The organism is Streptomyces sp. NPDC088124 (genome assembly GCF_040685895.1).
Lineage (GTDB): Bacteria > Actinomycetota > Actinomycetes > Streptomycetales > Streptomycetaceae > Streptomyces.
Window position 1 is genome coordinate 1 of record NZ_JBFBJB010000065.1, and the last position, 15,110, is coordinate 15,110.

15 protein-coding genes are annotated in these 15,110 nt (G+C 70.5%); 9 read left to right on the forward strand and 6 right to left on the reverse strand.

Going from position 1 to position 15,110, the window contains the following annotated elements; translation table 11 throughout:
• Positions 1 to 193 precede the first annotated feature (193 nt).
• A complete protein-coding gene (locus AB0P17_RS36155; protein WP_365817964.1) occupies positions 194 to 676 on the forward strand; it encodes a hypothetical protein in 483 nt (160 codons plus the stop codon).
• Positions 677 to 843: 167 nt separating this feature from the next.
• Here AB0P17_RS36155 and AB0P17_RS36160 read toward each other — a convergent pair whose 3' ends face one another.
• Positions 844 to 1,503, reverse strand: a complete 660-nt coding sequence (locus AB0P17_RS36160) for a hypothetical protein (RefSeq protein WP_365817966.1) — start codon at positions 1,501 to 1,503, stop codon at positions 844 to 846.
• A 314-nt stretch (positions 1,504 to 1,817) separates the two neighbouring features.
• Between AB0P17_RS36160 and AB0P17_RS36165 the strand changes: the two genes are divergently transcribed.
• Entirely contained in the window at positions 1,818 to 2,201 is a 384-nt protein-coding gene (locus AB0P17_RS36165) for a hypothetical protein (RefSeq protein ID WP_365817968.1), read from the forward strand.
• Between the two features lie 73 nt (positions 2,202 to 2,274).
• Complete coding sequence (locus tag AB0P17_RS36170; RefSeq protein ID WP_365817970.1) at positions 2,275 to 3,072, forward strand: hypothetical protein; 798 nt, start codon at positions 2,275 to 2,277, stop codon at positions 3,070 to 3,072.
• A gap of 155 nt (positions 3,073 to 3,227) precedes the next feature.
• On the opposite strand, the gene AB0P17_RS36175 is transcribed toward AB0P17_RS36170, so the two are convergent.
• The gene (locus AB0P17_RS36175) at positions 3,228 to 4,604 is read right to left on the reverse strand and encodes a hypothetical protein (protein WP_365817972.1); all 1,377 of its coding nucleotides are present in this window, start codon (positions 4,602 to 4,604) and stop codon (positions 3,228 to 3,230) included.
• A gap of 269 nt (positions 4,605 to 4,873) precedes the next feature.
• Between AB0P17_RS36175 and AB0P17_RS36180 the strand changes: the two genes are divergently transcribed.
• Complete coding sequence (locus tag AB0P17_RS36180; protein ID WP_365817974.1) at positions 4,874 to 5,683, forward strand: TIGR02391 family protein; 810 nt, start codon at positions 4,874 to 4,876, stop codon at positions 5,681 to 5,683.
• Positions 5,684 to 5,797: 114 nt separating this feature from the next.
• On the opposite strand, the gene AB0P17_RS36185 is transcribed toward AB0P17_RS36180, so the two are convergent.
• The 3 genes from AB0P17_RS36185 to AB0P17_RS36195 all read right to left on the reverse strand — a co-directional run bounded on the left by AB0P17_RS36185 (position 5,798) and on the right by AB0P17_RS36195 (position 8,038).
• Positions 5,798 to 6,739, reverse strand: coding sequence for a hypothetical protein (locus tag AB0P17_RS36185; RefSeq protein ID WP_365817976.1), 942 nt, complete (start codon positions 6,737 to 6,739; stop codon positions 5,798 to 5,800).
• 5 nt (positions 6,740 to 6,744) lie between these two features.
• The gene (locus AB0P17_RS36190) at positions 6,745 to 7,182 is read right to left on the reverse strand and encodes a hypothetical protein (protein ID WP_365817978.1); all 438 of its coding nucleotides are present in this window, start codon (positions 7,180 to 7,182) and stop codon (positions 6,745 to 6,747) included.
• A gap of 478 nt (positions 7,183 to 7,660) precedes the next feature.
• Positions 7,661 to 8,038 (reverse strand): fic family toxin-antitoxin system, toxin component, encoded by a 378-nt coding sequence (locus AB0P17_RS36195; protein ID WP_189307438.1) that lies wholly within the window; start codon positions 8,036 to 8,038, stop codon positions 7,661 to 7,663.
• On the opposite strand from AB0P17_RS36195, the gene AB0P17_RS36200 reads away from it, so the two are divergent.
• The 5 genes from AB0P17_RS36200 to AB0P17_RS36220 all read left to right on the forward strand — a co-directional run bounded on the left by AB0P17_RS36200 (position 8,027) and on the right by AB0P17_RS36220 (position 12,434).
• Complete coding sequence (locus AB0P17_RS36200) at positions 8,027 to 8,431, forward strand: hypothetical protein (protein ID WP_365817980.1); 405 nt, start codon at positions 8,027 to 8,029, stop codon at positions 8,429 to 8,431. The two genes, AB0P17_RS36195 and AB0P17_RS36200, sit on opposite strands and share 12 nt — an antisense overlap.
• Before the next feature lie 130 nt (positions 8,432 to 8,561).
• Positions 8,562 to 8,786, forward strand: a complete 225-nt coding sequence (locus AB0P17_RS36205; protein ID WP_365817982.1) for a hypothetical protein — start codon at positions 8,562 to 8,564, stop codon at positions 8,784 to 8,786.
• 277 nt (positions 8,787 to 9,063) lie between these two features.
• On the forward strand, positions 9,064 to 10,431 hold the full coding sequence (locus AB0P17_RS36210; protein WP_365818024.1) for a Fic family protein: 1,368 nt from the start codon (positions 9,064 to 9,066) through the stop codon (positions 10,429 to 10,431).
• 545 nt (positions 10,432 to 10,976) lie between these two features.
• On the forward strand, positions 10,977 to 11,870 hold the full coding sequence (locus tag AB0P17_RS36215; protein ID WP_365817984.1) for a hypothetical protein: 894 nt from the start codon (positions 10,977 to 10,979) through the stop codon (positions 11,868 to 11,870).
• 114 nt (positions 11,871 to 11,984) lie between these two features.
• Entirely contained in the window at positions 11,985 to 12,434 is a 450-nt protein-coding gene (locus AB0P17_RS36220; protein WP_365817986.1) for a hypothetical protein, read from the forward strand.
• A gap of 227 nt (positions 12,435 to 12,661) precedes the next feature.
• Here AB0P17_RS36220 and AB0P17_RS36225 read toward each other — a convergent pair whose 3' ends face one another.
• A complete protein-coding gene (locus AB0P17_RS36225; RefSeq protein WP_365817988.1) occupies positions 12,662 to 15,109 on the reverse strand; it encodes a Helicase associated domain protein in 2,448 nt (815 codons plus the stop codon).
• Position 15,110: the final 1 nt, after the last annotated feature.

Consider the following 15,110-nt stretch of genomic DNA (forward strand, 5'->3'; position numbering starts at 1 on the left):
GCGAGCACGACGTCAGCGTCGAGACCGCCATCAACCAGATCGCGGGCGACCTCACCAAATGGCTGGCCGCCCGCGCTTCCTAAAACACGGCCTAGCTGGGCCGGACTCAGGTGAGTTACCGTCGGGGTACGCCTACGGGCGCTACGTCCACGGACATCCGGACCTACGGGTCCTCTCCTTATGAGGAGTTCGCGTGCTCACGCTCACACCCATCGAACGCGACATGCACCGCCTTCTGCGCTCCCTTGCGAAGGCCGGCGATCCGGTCGACCCGCTTTCCGCCTGCATCGGCTACAAGGAATTCGCACAGCGCGTTGACCCGCACGGCTTGGACCCCTACACGTCGCAGGGCCAGATGCGCGGTCTCTACCCGAAGCTCGGCCACATCAGCGTGTACGAGCACCAGCATGGTCGGCCGCTGCTGTCGGCACTCGTCATTGGCAAGGCAACTGGCCGGCCCGGGTCCGGCTTTGCCGACCTGGCGTCACAGCTCGGCTTCGAACATGCCGAGGAGGACGAGTTTTGGGAGCATCAGGTGGGAGAGGTCGTGCGCTTTTGGTCCGCGGACGATCCGGTCATGCTGATGGACTCCGCGATGGACCAGGTGCTGAAGGAGCTGGGCTCGATCAGGCGCGCCGTGCGCCGACTCGCCGCGCGGCCGGGCGAGAAGGGCTGATACCAGCGGACTGGTCGCGGGCAGAGTGCCCTGTCTGCCTCCCCTGAGCGCCGCTTGCCGATGTGCTCGGTGAGGACCTGCCTGTTTGCAGGTCCTCACCGAGATACGGGGCGCGGCGGGACTGCCCGAGCAGGCGCGTCCGCATAGGGTGCAGCGCCCCGCAGGGTTCAGCCGTGAGTGTCGCGCAGGGCGTTGATGACGATCTGGACGGGACGTCCTTCGCGGAGCAGCTGGTCGACGGTCTTGCCGTTGATGAGGCGGTCGAGCATGTCCGGGGTGCAGCCGTTGAGCCGCAGCTGGGCCGCGATGCCGGGGCGGTACCGTGCGGCGATCTCGGCCCACACGCGGTCTTGCGCGGCCCGGGCGTCGCGCCGGGCTTTTTCCTCGCTTTCCCGGCGGGTCTTCTCCATGGCGGGTGTGACGCCCTTGCGTCGCAGGCGCAGCGCCGAGTCGAGACCTGCGAGGCCCAGCAGCCTGATCCATTCCAGGGCCTCGTCGGGCTCAGTGATGGAGGAGGCTGCCCAGCGCTGTGCGTGCGCGACGGCCCTCTCGCGCGGGATCCGCAGCCCTGTCGTCGCGAAGCGGGTCACGGCTTGAAGCACGGTGGGCCTGCGGCCGCCCCTGCCCCGTCGGGCGCGCCGGTCGCTGCGCTGGTAGGGCGAGAGGTCGCCCAGGTCGAGGCCCTCGCGGCGGGCGATGTCGGAAGCGGTAGCGGCAGCCGGCCGGCGGGCCGGCATGGCCCCCGGGGTCGGAGCGCCGGTCCCCGCGGTGGTGGGGCGGGCGCCGGTGAGCCAGAGGTAGACGGGGTCGTGGGAGATGTCGGGCATGGGTGTGCCTTTCCGGGGATGGTCCGCGACGGGGGCGCGGGCATGAAGAAGGCCCCACTCGGTGGCGAGAGCGGGGCCGATGAAGGGGTGATGCGGCAGCGGGGCGACGCACAGGGGCGCGCCCGGATGCGGGCATGAAAAAGGGCGAGAGAGGTGTCTCCTTCGCCCGAACTGTCCCTTCCCCGCCGAGTTTTTGGGCAGGGGTGGGTTGCGGAAAACTTTGGAGCACTGCCGGGGGAAAGGGAAGAGCATCTGACGTCTACGCAGGTCAGCAGCCTGAACTGACCTGACGGGGCGACAAGTACTCTTGTCGCATGGCGGATCACCGGGACTGCTTGCACCTCTTGCACACGCTGGTCCAGGGGCACGCGGCGAAGTCGGCCAGCTCCCGGGATGTCCGGGCCGGCCTCGCTATGCCGCTGAGCCGGTCGTCCACCTCGTGGGGTGTCGAGAGCGACAAGAAAGCCATGCTGGCTCTGCTGACAGCGCTGGAAGACCACCAAAAGGCGCTGGACGATCTGCGCTTGATCTACGCCTCACGGGCCGTCGAGAAGGGCGCCAGCCTCGCTGACCTCGGGCGCGCCTGGCGTGTCTCGCGGCAAGGCGCCCGGCACCGCTGGAGCGTCCTCAAGCGCCGGATTCATCCGGGCATCCCCCGGCAGCGTCCCGACACGCACTACCTCAACGGTACGGGCTGACCCGCGAAGGCCGAGGCACCGACTGGGCCGTCTCTCCGCGCCAGTGTCAGTGCCGCGTGCCACACTGCCGGCCATGTCGCTCGCTGATCTTACTCTCGACCTGTGGCGGACCTTCGACGAGGTCACCGCCCGGCGGATCGCCCAGAGTGCCGCTGACCACGTGGGCGGCCGGGTGTCACTCTTCGAGGCCACCGAACACCTCGGTGCCCCGCTGCACCGCGTCCGGATCGAGCGGGACGGGCAGGAGTTCGCCCTGATACCCGGAGGCCAGGTGTCCCTGGGCTTCGACCTCAACACCTGGAAGCCGACCGCGCAGCAGGCCGCCGACTACGCCGAGAGCCTGGAACAGGGCTACGGTGACGGGCCCGATCTGCAGGCCCACCTCGCGCGGATCCTCAGCGCCCGCCGCAGCATTCACCTGGACACCATCCTCATGGCCGTGGAGGACGAGAACCTGACCGAACCTCCGGCCGACATGCCGGCTGCCCTCTCCGTCCGTGGTCTTCGGATGCCGAGCCCCGACGAGTGGGAACACGCCTGCGGCGCCGGGTCGGACACCCTGTTCCGGTGGGGCGACGACTGTCCCCTCGACCGCATCCCCTACGGAGACGACACCGGCCCGCACAACGAGCTGAACGCCTTCGGCCTGCACATCACCTACGACACCTACCGCACCGAGCTGACCAGCAATGTCACCGCGGTCCACGGCGGCGACGGGGGCGAGTCGGTGTGCGGCGGCTACGGCCACCTCCTGGCCTGGCTCCCCCTGGCAACCGCCAACCGCAACCCCGCCATGGCCGAGTTCGTCTACGGACCAGGCGGAGAGGACATGTACGAAGACTTCTCCACGCGACCGGTCCTGACGCTCTGAGTGATCGCGTGCGGACGGCCCGGTCGACGACCGCCTCGCGGATGCTGGCCGCTCCCTGGCGCTCCCGGGCCGGCTCCGCTCGCCAGTACAGCCGTGCGCGAAGGGCGCCAAGCCACTGGGATTGGCTTGGCACTCCTCACCATCGGTGAAGGACCTCAGTCCTCCGGCTCGCGCGGAACGACACGGGAGAAGAACTCCTTCGCGGCCTGCCCGTCGAGTTCCCCGTTCGTGGTCGCGGACCGCCGCAGCGCTTCGCCCGTCACCTGGGCAGGAATGTCGAGCTGCTTATCTGCCTCGCCCATGATCTCGCCGATGTACCACTGGGCCGAGGTCGGGAAGTGCTGGATGAACCAGCTGAGCATCTTGGCCAGGGGCACTGACAGGATGAGGTCGAAGGCCTTGAGCTGACCGCCCCGGCGTTCGCGGACGCGGAGCGAGTTGGCGAAGTCCTCGAGGACGGCGTGGCGGATGGTCGGTCCCAGGGCATCGGTCGGGATGATCTGGCGGAGGCTGTCGGCGACCTCGAAGGCCAGTTGGTCGGCTACCTCCCGCACGCTCGGCTCGTTGCGCTGGCGCAGGACCCAGCGCTTGCGGATGTCGGGCCGCTTCCACAGGAAGCTGAAGAAGGTCTCGCTGAACCGGTCGCGGACCTGGGCCGCCCCCGGGGCGAGGCGGTGACGGTCGCCGGCCGACATGGCATCCCGCAGCCCCTCGGAGGAGCGGCGGCGGGCTTCGGCCCAGTCTTCGGCGACCGGGCGTGACCACTGGGCCCGGCCGCCGACGGTCGCCTGGGGCGGTGGCACGTCGTTCTCGCCACGGGAGATGTATCCGCGCAGCGTGGAGGCCGTGATGCCCCCCAGGGCGGCCATCTCGGGTACGCCGAGCAGCCGGTCCCCGGCGAGTTCGGGGCTGGCCAGGTCGACGACGCACTTGTCCAGCGGCAGGGGATCGTCCTGTTTCTGGTGGTGCTGCGCCCACCGGGTCAGGTCATCGATCCAGTTGTCCGGTGCTGCGGTGGCCGGGTCGAAGGTGGCCACCTTGTGCACGTGTGCGCGGTCCGGGTGGGCGCGGCCGTCGAGCATGTCGGCGGCGTGGACGGTGGCCGTGGCGCGGGCCTTGTGGCGGGCGTAGTCCTCGGTGACCGGGTCCCAGATCTGGCCGGGCCGGTACCAGCTTTCACCGTCCCACCAGTAGCCCCCGGCGCGAAACAGCAGCGGGGCGCCCGTCCAGTAGGTGTGCAGGCTGGCCGTGTCCTCGTCGCGTAGCAGGAGCACGGTGCGCCCGTGGTCGGGGTGGTAGCGCACGGCCCAGCCCAGGTGGTGGGCGATCGGGTCGGTGGTGAAGGCCAGCCATCCTCCCTCACGGGAGGGGTCGCAACGGCCCCACATGCCCTCACCCTTGTTGCGGCCGACGGCCTCGATGGCGTCGGGGCCGTCGTCGAGCGGCAGGTGCGAGTCGTCGACGAACGGCAGACCGGGCACCGGGTGGTCGGTGCGCAGGCCGTTGGCGAGCGGACGAATGTCGTAGACCAACGTGTTCCCCTTCTCGACTTCACTGCTGTAGATGGCTACAACGCTATTGCTGCCCAGTAGTACACGACTGGAAAGCGAGTCGGTACAGCCATTTCGAGACAGGTTCCACAGCGGCGAGTTGGCGTGATAGCCACACCGGGGCGGCACTCCGCCGACAGCCGCTCTGCCGCACACGCCGCTGCCACGACGCAGAAGAAAGGGGGGATCTGCCCTTCACGCCCGTGTCATCCTGGTCGGTTGCCCATGGGACGAGGGGAAGGGGACGGGACATGGCAACACGTCACGAGCCTTGGCCGGCGACGGTCGTCGCGGCGGTGGCAGGTGTGCTCGGCGACACCGATCACGGCTTGACGGGACGGGAGATCGGACAGCTGTTGGCCGTCGTGAAGGTGCCGGATGCCGACGGCGGCAACAAGCGAGACCGGCTGGCCGGGGCGCTGCTGGCGCAGCAGGCGCGCCAGGGTGCGTCGAACTGCGTGATCGCATTCATCAAAGTGGCAATGGCCCCGGTGCGCTACGTTCAGCAGCCCCACACGTTCTCACGCCGACAGGACGACCTCAACGAGGTCCTGGTCCATGTCGGGCTGCGGGTCAACGACCAGGGGCAGGTGGCCAGGGGGCCTGCGGCCGCCACGCTGAGCGAGGCCGCACGGCACGCCAGTTCCCTGCGAGCCGAACTGCGCCGCCGCTCCACGCATCCGGAGGTGCTGCGCTACTGCACCCTGGAGATCCTGGCCAAGAACCCCTTCCACGCCAGCCTGGAGGCGGTCAAGTCGGTGGCCGACCGGCTGCGCACCTTCACCGGCCAGGGCCTGGATGGGGCGCGGCTGGTCGACGCAGTGCTCATGCCCGGCCACGGAACGGCCCGGGTGGCCATCAACGCGAACGCCACGGGGCCCGAGCTGGATGAGCAGAAAGGGCTGGCGAACCTGGTCAAGGGTCTGTTCAGCATGTACCGCAACCCGGCCGCGCACGAGCCGCGCCTTCACCGCACGGTTACCGACGAGGAGTTGCTGGAACTGCTCACCACGCTGTCGATGGTGCACCGGCGGCTCGACGGCGCGCACGTCACCCCCTGATGCCGTGGTCGGTGCAACTCGCACTGTGCTGCACTGACCGCAGCGTTGCCCCACCGGAGATCCGGGCTGCGGCGAGCACAGATGCCGGCCAGCGGCACCGGAGGCGGTGCTGTCTCAGGCCTGGATGTCCTCCTGTGGCGGTGATGCCTGGAAGAAGGCGCGCAGGGGCTCGTCGATGGCGCGTGAGCAGCTGGTGCAGTCGGCTGCGGCGTCGAGACGAGGTGCGAGGTCTTGAGTGTCGCAGGGGGTGAGGATGAGCCAGCGTAGGACGACCTGCCGGACGAGCAGCCTGAGCTCACCCAGTTCCGCCCCCTGCTGGTCGACGAGCACGTCTCCGTGTACGTATTTCGATCGCGCGCTGTACGCCTTCTGCACTCTGCTCGCGACGCCCTCGCGCAGAGGGCTGGGGAACAGGGACGCCGTCCGTGTCCGGATCCTCTCGCTGATGCCCTCGTGCTTGTCGTCGGGGCTGACCATCAGGGCTTCCAGCGCGATGACGTAGTCCAGAAGCCGCTCGTCGGCTTCTTCGTCCCACACACCGTCGTCCCGGTAGGTGCGCTGGTAGGCCTGCAGCAGGTGACGGGCGGCGCGCTCCAAGCGGCGGGCGCGCTTCCTGGGAAGACTCCGTCCGCTGTGGATGCCCTCCATGACAGCGTCGATCTTCGCTGTCACGGCGGAACAGAAGGCCTGCAGCCGCGGCAGAGCCGCTGGAGCGACATAGAAGCTGCCGCTCTCCCGGACTTCGACTTCTTCTGGGATGCCGGGACGGTCCTCGTAAGTCTGGATGGTGGTGGGCACCTGTTTTCGGTTCAGGTCGAAGTAACGGCCGCGCTCGACGCCGAACACCGCGTCGACGTGCAGCAGCTCCTCACTCCACAGGATCAGCGGCAGCAGCGCCCTCCAGTGCAGGGCTTCCGGACGCGGACCGGCGAAGTCGAACCAGCCCGCGTCCCTGCGGTCCGGCGCGCGCTCGGGGTTCGGGGCGTGGACGAAGGGCGCACCGGCCAGGAGATCGAGGTCGAGCCCGCCCGGCTGGAGGCCCTGGAGGGCCGGCATGGGGCCTAGCTGCCGCAGTTCGTCGGCGGTGAAGGACTGCAGGATGTAGCGGCCCAGCGGGATCCGTGTGCCCAGGGGGAGTTCGCCGGTGAGAAGCAGCCAGTCCTCGGCTGCCGGAGGGGGGCCGTGCAGAAGGCGACGAAGCTGTCCGCGATGTCCTCCACCGGCACCGTCGCCCCCTGGGCCACTAGACGGGTCGCGTCACCCAGCCTTGATACTCCCAGGAGCGTGGACCATCGGGGCAGCCAGTCACCGTCGACCTTGCCGTAGAGGTCGCGGTGCTCGGATTTCGGCGCGGCACTCACGACCGCGTTGATCACGGCTTCGAACTCTGGCTGCGTCGACGGGGCTACATCGGTGATGGCTTGGGGTATGGAGGGCAGGTCGCGTGCCTGCTCAAGCCAGGTAAGGACGGCCTGACGCAGTTGAGAGGTGGCTTCCATGCGGCACGAACGTAGCGCACTGCGCCGCCCGCGAGTCCCCATCATCCGGGGCAGCTGAGGGCGGTGAGGCGCGAGCGGATCGGGCGGCGGGGCAGATGGTCCTTGGGAGAGCTCATGGGCCGGACCGGACCGCTCCCCCCTGCAGCGTGGGGCAACCCACCGGGGCGAGCCGGTCGTGGGGGGACTGGACCCGCCCGGCGGTGCGCCCTGTGTTCCGCCGATGCTGCCGCCGCCGGGCACCGTCAGCGGCGGCCGGACCGGCTCATCTGGACGTGAACGGCGGAAGCCCTTCCTCATCCGATCAGCCGCCGGTGTATCGCCGTCCCGGCACGAGCGGATGCTGTCAGTCCCTCTCGGGGCACGCGTGAGGGGGCTGATGGCGGCGCCGCACACACCCCCGCGTTGGCCGGCTCCCTGTCCCGGGCCGCGGCCACCAATGACTCCGGCCAGGAGAGTGTCCTTGGCGGGCCTGCGGGCGTCAGGTGGTGGTGGGCCAGGTCCGCAGCAGAGCGGCGATCTTCCCCGCGGTGCAGGCGGGGTCAAGGAGCAGGTCCTTCAGAGCGATGGCGTCCTCACGGCCGGGCTTGACGGAGATCCCGGCGGCTTCGAGGTACATGACGCCGGACGCGGCGGCGACGGCCATGTTGGAGCGCTCCAGCCAGCGGCACCGGCCCAGTGTGTGCACCAGGGCGGCGGCTTTGGCGTAGGGGCCGCCGTAGACGGGCTGCTCGAAAATCTCGGCCCGGTGGCGGGCGACCGCCGAGACGGGAACGCCGTAGTCGTCTGGGGCCGGATCGTCCGCGCCGGCGGCCTCGGCGACTTGCAGGATCCAGGGAACGTCGATGTGCAGGTCCATCAGGCCGCGTGTGCTCCCCGGGGTGTCTGCTGGGCTTGTTCGGCCTCGTCGAAGACGGCCTGGTGTTCGGCCAGGAAGCGTTACGCCATCGCCGGGGGCACCGCTCAGGCGGCGCTGCGCGTACTGCGTGCCGAGGGGCTGGTCGACATCGTGCACGGCAGAGGCACCTTCGTGGCCGCCCTCCCCCAGGCTGCAACGGCAGTGCCCGGCGAGACAGCCGACGCCCGCCGCGTCGAGGCTCTGGAGGACACATTGCGCGACGTCCTCAGCCACATCCGGCCGCAGGGGCACCCGAGCTGGGAACTCAACACCTGCCTGGTGAGCAAAGAACAGCTGACCAAGTGGTGGGCAGCGCTGGGCGTCACCCCCCAGAGGCAGACTCCCCCAGAGTGAGCACGCTCGCCTACGCCTCGGTCCTCGCGGGCCCGGTCGTACGGGAGGGCACGGCCCGTTCTTCGGTCCGCAAGCCCACCACCATCGTCCCCCCCTTACACGCTTCGACAGACAATGGAGAGAGGCAACCATGAGTAGTCCGGCCGAACTGCGCGCACGCGCCGACGATCTCGAGCGCCGGGTACCACCGCTTACCGCCGGGCCGCGTACCGACGACGAACGCATGTGGTTGGAGAAGGCCACTGCCCTGCGGGCCGAAGCCGACCGGCTGGAAGCCCTGGGCTCCGGCGGCACTCCGCAGCAGCACGTCACCGACGTCCTCGACGCCACACTCCCCGAGGACACCCCACAGTGAGGACCCCGTAGCCGCATCCGGATTCACCAGCTACATTCCGCCCATCGGCGGAGCGAAGCATACGCTGCCCGAACTGACCGACCACTGCCGCCCGCGCGAGGGGAAGACATATCCCGAGCACGCCTACCCCTCCTGCAGCCAGGCGCGCTGCCGTCGTTGCGGCGCGGACGAGGAGGGAGCACCGTGAGCGTTCTGATACGGCCTGGCAGGTGTGACTGCGTGGTTCGGTAATCGGGTTGAACCGGTGCCGGTGAGGCAAGAGACTTGCGCGGTGTTCATGGAGCTGTCCCCCCGCAATCTGACCTGGGATGAGGTGGACCCCGCCCGTCATCCGTTCGACAGCGAGGCGGCGGCACGGGGGGTCAGATCGCTCGGGCCGGCCGGGCGAGTGCCCCAACGCCCCGACGTACCGCCGAGTGACCGGGCTTTGCACGACTGGGGCTGGGAGGAGGCCGCCCCCTGGTGCGACGCCATGACCCACGCGCTGGCCGAGCACTACGGCCGCTGGGTCACCGGCTGGCGGTGGGCGCACGACGAAGGGGACTTCGACGGAGGGCCGGTCGGCAGCTGGTGCTGCCCCCAGGACTCGGTCACCACGGCGGACGAGACCCTCGACCGGGTGACTGCGGCGCTGCGGGAGTGGCGGAAGTGGCTGGAGAGCCTGGCCGCACGGTTCGAGGCCTACCCGCTGGACCTGGCCGGTATCGACGACCAGCGGATCCTGTGGGACCGCACCGCCCGCAACCTGATCCTGCACGTCACCGACCGCACCGGCTGCGGCAGCGGCTGGTACGGGCACTGCCATCAGGTACTGAGCTGGTTCCTCAGCCGCTGGGGCATCCCAGCCGACGACGCCGAGCACCTGGTCCAGCAGGCGATCGGTGGGCGGTTCGAGAGCTGGACCGGCCCCGACCCGGTGCTGGTCGAGGACATCGCCGAACAGCTCGCGGCTACCGTACGGCCGGACGCGGCCGCCCGAGCCTGCGAGTCGCCGCTGCCCGACCACCTGAAGCGCTGGCTCGCCGTGCGGGACGCCGTGCCGTGGCATGAGGCTGCCGACAGCACTGGAGACGCACCGGTGACACCAGTCCGTGACGGAATGGCGGAGGAGGTCCGCACCTTCGACGCCAGCCTGGATCCCGCCCGCGGACAAGGCCTGCTCACCGCCCTGGAACTGCTGCGGGCCGACGCCGCGCGCGGCGACCGGCTGGGCTTCGACCTGATCCAGCGCTGGCAACAGCACGTCCTGGCCACGCCCGGGCCGCCGCCGTTGCGCAGCCTGCCCGCTTTCGCCAAGGGCGGCCGGGAGCGCTACGGCATCGCCCCGGACACCCGCGCCCGCCTCGACGCCTGCCTCGCCGAGAGCGTCAAGGACGCCGCCCGGCCCCTCCCGCTGACCGCCCGGGCCGCACGCGCCTTCCTCGACGTCTGCTTCTTCCACCCTTTCGACGACGGCAACGCCCGCTCCGCCCTCCTGACCCTCCTGTTCGTCCTCGCCCGCGAGGGCGTGGCGCTCGACAGCGTGCGCCTGCTGCGCCGGATCTCCTTCCACGCCGACGACCCGCAAGACGCACTGATCCTCGCCCGGTACATCGACTTCCACCTGCGCGAAACCCGACGACGAACCACCGGCGCGACCACCTAGTTGGCGGGCTTTGGCGAGCCAGGCGGTGATCTTGACGGTGCGGCCGCGACGCTGTCACCGCGTCACGGCATCCCGCGTACCCGCCGGTGAACTGCGCACCGCACTCGCCTCCGCCGCCGTCCGCGCGTCCGCTGTCACACCGCCCTCGTCCCCCTCCTGAAGGCGCCCAGGAACAGCTGCTCTGACCTTCACCGGGCTCGCCCCGCGTACCGCCGAGCCAGGGGCGGCCGTCGCCGTCCGGTCGGCGTCGAAGGATGTGCGCCCGGCGGGCAGCACCTCAGCAGGCACCGCGAAGCACACCTCACCGGCGGGTGCGCTCCTCGAGGTCGGCGTCCGGCTCCCCGGTGACCGCCGCCTCAGCCTGGCCGACCGTTGCCATTCGTGCTGCTCGCGTCGCGTACGTCCTCGCGCCGTACGGCCACGCGGATTGGCGACGGCCAACCCCGGGTAAATCAGGGCTCTCACGTACGGTCGGACGCCGCAGCGGGGTGCAGTAGCACGTGTGATGTCCCCAAGTCCCAGGGGGCGTTGAGGGGGGAGTGAACGTGACGAGGAACCGGGTGCGCCTGAGCGGCGGCGCCGACTGGCAGACGGACTTCCGTCGCCGCACCACCGGCCGTCCGCCGCGCTCCGCGATGGAGATCGCCACGGTGCGCCGCACACTGAACCACACGCTGACAGAACTGAAGCGGGCCATCGACGGGCTCTCCGTCGCGGCTGCGGCCGACTTGTACGCGCTGGCCTGGCAGCAAGCTGCAGGGGCGCCGCCCAGCGAGACCAGACAGCAGCGGGCACTCCTGCAGTCCTACAAGGAGATCCTCGCCTCCCGCAGGTGGCAGGAGGCGGAGCGGCTCCAGGCGTCGTCCGCCCCGCCAGCCGTCGCATCGCGCCCCGGCCGAGGCATCGGTGGACCGCCCCGGCCGACGTCTGCCGGCCGGACGGAGAAGCCGAAGCCGGCCCGGTCCTCACAGCAGCAGGACCGGCCGAGGAAGCCCCTGTTCCCGCGCACGAGGCCGGCGGCACGGCCCACCCCCGCGGTGGTCACGGCCGAACAACCCTCTCGCCCAGCTCAGCCCGGCCTGCTGGATACCGCGAAGCTGTACGAGATCGCGACCGGGCTGCGGCCGCTGCTGGAAGAGACCGCGAAGGCCGGCACCACCACCAGCTGGCCCCGGATCCGCAAGCGCCTGCCCAGCCTGCCCCGGCTCCACCCCGACGACGAGTCCGTGATCCTGTGGCTGGTCGACGAAGACCGCCACGAAGGCGAACCGCTCCTGGCCGCCCTCGTCACCAGCGGCAACCGGCAGATGCACCCGCGCTTCCCCGTCATCGCCGAACACCTCGGCCTGCCCTGCGGCACGAACACCACACAGCAGCGGACAGCATGGAGCTACGAGGTCCTCAAGGTCCACCAGCATTGGCGCCACCGCAGGCGATGACCCAAGAAACACGCACTGCCCGTACGGGCTGGCCGTCGGGTTGGGCGGTCGGCCGCTCCGCCTCGTGAACGGATTCCATGATCGGCCGGGCATGCCCTCGGGTAGCGTGGAAACATGACCAGCGGCGGACGGCAGCGGCGGGACGGCTCCTCCAAACGCGTGCAGCTCACCAGCGGGGACCACGGCGGCCCGAAGGACAAGAAGCCGAAGGGGCAGCGCAAGACCAGCAGTCTCGGTGGCAAGGCCTCGCGGGCCGCGCGCCTGCGCGAAGTCGAACGCTTCCGGGCATCCATCCGCGCCGCCGAGCAACGCCGCACCGCACGCCAGGACTCCCCCACGGTGGCGCCCCCGGCCGGCACGGAGCAGCACACGCCGGCAAAAGAGCAGCCCGCCGACGCGGACACCGCGCTGCAGGTTCACCTCGCCGCCTGCGTCCAGGCAGCCCACAACCACGCCTGGGGCCTGCTCAGAGACAGCGCCCGCCAACTCGCTGAGGCCGCCGACCTGCTCGACGCCGAAGCCCGGTCAGGCGACGGCACCCGCCAGGATGACGCCGCCAGGTAGCTGAAAGCCCTGCACACCAGGGGCGTGGACCACCGCGCCGCCCACGCTCCGCGTCAGCCGTCCCCTGCCAGACGGGAACGGCACCGGCAACCAGTCGGCGGCACCGGGCTGAGAGACCTGGCGGACACACCGCCGACGGCTGTGCAAGAAGAAGGCGCTCGGGATGACCGGCCGCGGAGAGCCGATCACGTGCAAAGGCCTCAACGCGGCGATCGCTCGGCAACCGCCTACGTGAGGACAGCCGGGGCGGCATCCTCGGTCGCCCAGTCGCCGTCGAACAGGGCGGCAACCAGGCGTACGTGGTGGTCGGGGAGTTGACCGGTGCGGTGTTTGGTGCGGGCTTTGGCGAGCCAGGCGCCGATCTTGACGGTGTCGCCGTCGGCGCGGATGCTCTCGCGGGCGGCGGGGGCGCGGCCTTCGCGGTGCAGGAAGAGTTCCAGGAGCTGGACGGTCTGTTCGAAGGTGCGGCGGGTGCGGCGGGCGGGGGTGAACGGGTTGGTGTCGGGGGTGAGGCTGAGGGCGGTCATCAGTTGTTGTTGTCCGGGGTCCAGGGTGGGCCAGGTGGTGAGCTGGCGGTGCAGCCAGGAGCCGATCTTCACCCCGGCCAGGAGGGTGTCGCGAGTGAGGGCGGCAGGGTCGGCGCCGGTGGCGAGGTGGGCGCGCAGCAGGTGGTACTTGCGGTGCCAGTCCGCGCCGTGCGGGAGGCGCCAGTCGGGAGCGAGGGCGGTCAGCGCGTCGGCACGACCTTGATCGAGTTGTTTCTTGCCCGCGAGGTGGCGTTGTTCGGCGAGCCAGGCGCCCACGGGGGTGGTGGCGGGGGCGGCGAGGTGGCCGTGGGCGCGGTGGTAATCGGCGGCGGCGGCGAGGCGGGAGCGCCAGGCGGCGTCGTGCTTGTCCCAGATCATGTCCAGGGCGTCGAGTTCGGCCGTCCAGTCGGCCTCGAGGCGGCCTGCTTTCGCGGCGTCGCGCATGGTGGTGATGAAGGTGCCGAGCCGGTAGCCGGTGGGGTCGGTGTAGTCGGCGGGGACGTCGAGGTGGCCGTAACTGTCGCGGTAGGAGCGGGCGGCGGCCAGGCCGAGGCGGCGGGAGCGGGAGACGGCCGTGTCGCGAGGGTCGAAGGAGACCAGGTCCATCGCCTGGGCGATGCGTTCGGGGTGGACGGTGAAGTCGAAGTGCCAGCGGCGCTGGATGACGTCACTGGTCTCCTTGGGCAGGCGGTTGGCCTTGTCGGGGAGGCGTTCGAGGATGCGGTGGTCGTGGCTGGCCAGCGCGCAGGCGATCGCCCACACCGGTTCGTAGGCGGTGCCCAGGATGTTCTCGCCGTCGGCGCCGGGCGGGATGTAGACGGGGACGATCAGCGAGGCGGTCTTGCCGGACACGTCCAGGCGCAGGGCGCGGCCGAGGGCCTGGACACAGCGCACGACGCTGCGGGTGGGGTCGGCGAAGACGATCGCGTCGACGCTGGGGATGTCGACGCCTTCGGCGATCAGCTTGGAGTTGGCGAGGATCGCGACGTCGGCGGCGGCGAAGGCGGTGAAGATGCCGGCGCGTTGGGCGGGGGTGTGCTCGCCGTGGGCGAAGAACAGCTGGGGGGTGATGTCCGGGACGAGGCCGGGCTCGGTCCGGGCCAGCAGGCGCAGGGTGTGCGGGAGTTCGCGGGCGAAGCGACGCGCGTCGGAGACCAGATGGAAGTAGACCAGGACCTTCTTCAGGCCGTGCTCGATCATGGCGCGCAGGACGGCCAGGTGGAGGGCGGTCGTGCGCAGGGCACCGTCGTCCTTCTCCTCCTTAGCGGCGGCGCCGCCTGGGGCCGTGCTGCCCGGGACGGGCAGGTTTAGGCGGCGCCGCAGATCGGTGTCGGTGAGGGTGGGCACCACGATCCGGTAGTCCGCGGCCCTGCCGTCCGCCACCGCCTGTGCGAGGGGGTATTCGACGACCTTCTTGCCGTAGACGGCCTCGTTGTCCATGGAGTTGGCGAACGCGTCCACGTCCCCGTCCGGCCGGGCGGCGCGCCGGCGGCGCGGGCGGGTGGTGTCGGCGGACTCGGCCAGCTCGGGGGCGGCGAAGATGCGGGGGGTGGCGGTCATGTAGAGGCGGCGGTCGGCGTGGATGCGCTTGCCGTCGTTGACGATCGCCCACTTCTTGTCGGCCCGGCCGGCGATCCGGTGTGCCTCGTCCATGATCGCGAGGTCGAACGGCGGCACCGCGTACCCCGTGTTCTGGGTTTGTTCGATCTTGTTCAGGGAGTCGTAGGTGCAGATCACCGTCAAAGCGGGGATCTGGTCCTCGCCGTCCCCCACCACCGACATCAGCCCGCCCAGCGCGTGCGGGTCGGTGGTCGACATGACTCGGGCCGCGACCAGGTCGTCGCGGGCGCTGGTGTCCAGGGAGGAGACGATCACCATGTGCTCCAGATGACCGTCACGCCGCCACGCCAGAGCCGTCTGGGCCGCCAGGTCCAGGGTGGGGACTACGAACAGCACCAGCCGCGCGCCGAGTTCATCCGCCGCCCGGATCGCCACCAGCGTTTTGCCGGTCCCCGTCGCCGACACGAACAGACCCCGCGTTCCCGCACGCCGCAGATGCCCGGCCAGCCGCTTGACCGCCTCCGCCTGGTCGGGAAAGAGCCGCGCGCGCTCGGGGCGGCTGGGGCGCGGCAGTTCCACCACCGTCATG